2 protein-coding genes and 1 pseudogene are annotated in these 2,521 nt (G+C 56.2%); 2 read left to right on the forward strand and 1 reads right to left on the reverse strand.

The window, feature by feature from the left end:
• Positions 1-457: 457 nt before the first annotated feature.
• Both PMI29_RS15750 and PMI29_RS15745 read left to right on the forward strand, forming a co-directional pair.
• Complete coding sequence (locus PMI29_RS15750) at positions 458-727, forward strand: hypothetical protein (RefSeq protein WP_007997797.1); 270 nt, start codon at positions 458-460, stop codon at positions 725-727.
• 77 nt (positions 728-804) lie between these two features.
• A pseudogene (locus PMI29_RS15745) lies at positions 805-1,059 on the forward strand (type II toxin-antitoxin system HicB family antitoxin); the annotation flags it as partial.
• Between the two features lie 371 nt (positions 1,060-1,430).
• On the opposite strand, the gene tam reads toward PMI29_RS15745, so the two are convergent.
• The gene (gene tam / locus PMI29_RS15740; RefSeq protein ID WP_007997802.1) at positions 1,431-2,201 is read right to left on the reverse strand and encodes a trans-aconitate 2-methyltransferase; all 771 of its coding nucleotides are present in this window, start codon (positions 2,199-2,201) and stop codon (positions 1,431-1,433) included.
• Between the last annotated feature and the right edge of the window lie 320 nt (positions 2,202-2,521).

Here is a 2,521-nt window from a genome sequence, read left to right on the forward strand (position 1 = left end):
TGCTACAGATCGCATTACCGCTTAACTGACTGGCATTAGCCCAAGTGGCCGGTTTTTTTGTGCGCGGAATTTGGTGATTCGCCTGCCAACGTTAGTGCTAAGGCCCACTTTTAAGGGCCCAACAGAGATCAACGCTAGAAAAAGCAACGTCCTACACGACACTGGGAATTGTCCGTACACTTGCGCATTGCTGTGCCTTTGTCATGAGACCTATAGTCCGACCGCGCTCAAATGGCGTATCGGGTTTGGCGACTCGGTAACAACGGTACAGAAGGCTCCGAGGATTTCTCGGAGCGCTTTTGATCACGCTTGGCTGCTTTTTTGGTAGCTGTGCGTGGGAGACCTTCGGGTCTGCCGGTTTTACCATTGTCCGGTTCGCCAACCCGCGTACAGCTGCCACCCTATTGTTTGGCGACAATTGAGTGGTAGGTCTTCCACCTACAATTGGTACGCACTCATGAAAGAATTCATGGCTTTAACCAGCAACGCCGACGATCTCCCCTCCCTCTACGTCAACACAACCCAACCCCTGCACTCCCTGCTCAGCACCGCCAGTTACAGAATTCGCGCCGTGACGCAGCTTCTTGAAAACCTCGCGATGCGCGGCGACCTGACCTCTGACTCAGTTGTACTCAGTGACTTCGCATTGCTCTGCTGCGTGCCATTGCGAGACGGTTGCGATGTGCTGGATGTAATCGCTCGACGCATGGATGCAGAACCATCCTGACAGTCCACCCGGCGCCTTTCGGGGGCGCCCTTTGGGATTCATAACCACACCCGCTGTGTTCACAGAGGACCATGAACATGTTTTACCCGATTGCGATTTCCATGGGCGACGACGAACATGCGTGGGGCGTGGAAGTCCCGGATGTGCCAGGTTGTTTTAGCGCCGGTGAAGATCTGGAAGATGAAATAGCCATGGTTCAACAAGCCATTGAGGGGCATTTCGAGATACTCGTCGAGGACGGTGCGCCCTTCCCCTCAGCCAGCAGCGTTACCCGGCATGCAGCAAATCCGAAGTACGCAGGCTGTACGTGGGCATTGGTGGAAATCGACGTGATCGAGTGAACTGATTGGAGCCCCTGATATGACTCAAAACAGTGGATCGGTGTTCAGCGCTGAATGTGACTCTGCCACCCAGACGCTCATATCTTTTGCGTATAGATCACCGCAAGCGAGTAAAGAAACCGTAGAGCTGCGTTGAGCCCGGCAACAGTTCCCTTATTCTCCCGGCTCACCCTTCGCCCCGAGATCAACATGCACAATTCAGAGTTGGGAATCATGATCATTTCAATGATCGGGTTGTTCGGCTTTGCCTCGTTTGCCTTTGAGTACTTGAGTGCCCGGCGCTCAAAAAAGAACAAGCCACAGTGATTTTTCCAAACCGTAAAAAGGGGCAGATGACGCTCATCAACTGTCCCTGTTTTGCATCAGCGGGTCGCAACGATAAACAGTCGCGGAAACGGCAGCAGCACCGACCCATCGGCCAAGGCCGGATACGCCCGCTCGATAGCAGTCTGATATTGCTTCAGATACTGCGCCCGTTCCGCCTCGTCCAGCGGATCGAGAAACGGCCGCAAGCCACTGCCCTTGAACCACTCCACCACGCCAGACGCGCCACCCGCCAGCGGATGGTGGTAAGTGGTGCGCCACACATCGACGCGGGTGCAACAGGCTTTCAATATCGAATAGTAGCCACTGGCATCGGCCATTTCCGTCCGTTGCCCAGCGGCGCCCGCCAGTTTGCTGCCCCATGGGCCATCAGCGGCGACTTCACGCATCAAACGGTGCGAGTGTTCATTCAGGTTGTCAGGCATCTGGACGGCCAAGCTGCCACCCGCCGAGAGTTTGCTAACCAATGAAGGCAACAACGTCGCGTGATCCGGCACCCACTGCAACACCGCGTTGGCAAAAATCACGTCGAACGGGCCGTTGTCGTTCCAGGTGTCGATGTCAGCAACATCGAACCGCACCTGCGGCAAGCGCTTGCGAGCGGCTTCGATCATGTCGGTCGAACTGTCCAGCCCGCGTACCGAGGCACCGGCAAAACGCGCCACCAACAACTCGGTCGAGTTACCAGGACCACAACCGATATCGATGGCCGAGCGCACGTCCCCAGCGGGGATGGCCGCCAGCAGGTCACGGGCGGGACGGGTGCGCTCATCTTCAAAAGCGACGTACTGTTTGGCGGACCAACTCATTGCGTTCTCCTGTCGGTGTGTTGTTCTGGCCGAAGCCGAAAACCGGGTAGCTACATTACATCGCCTGACAGGTTCCGCTCTATTCCACTTTTGGTAAGAGTCATCGCTAAGCGTTTCAGAAAAAAACCGGCGTGATTAGCTAATGCCAGTCAGTTAAGCGGTAATGAGATCTGTAGCAGCTGCCGAGCCCGCGAGGCTGCGTTCGGCTGCATAGCAGTCGTGAGTCCAGCTGACGCGGCCTGCCTGACGTACCGCGATGACTGGTTTTACGACTGCTATGCAGCCGAACGCAGCCTCGCGGGCTCGGCAGCTGCTACAGA

Origin of the sequence: Pseudomonas sp. GM49 (assembly GCF_000282355.1) — a bacterium.
Lineage (GTDB): Bacteria > Pseudomonadota > Gammaproteobacteria > Pseudomonadales > Pseudomonadaceae > Aquipseudomonas.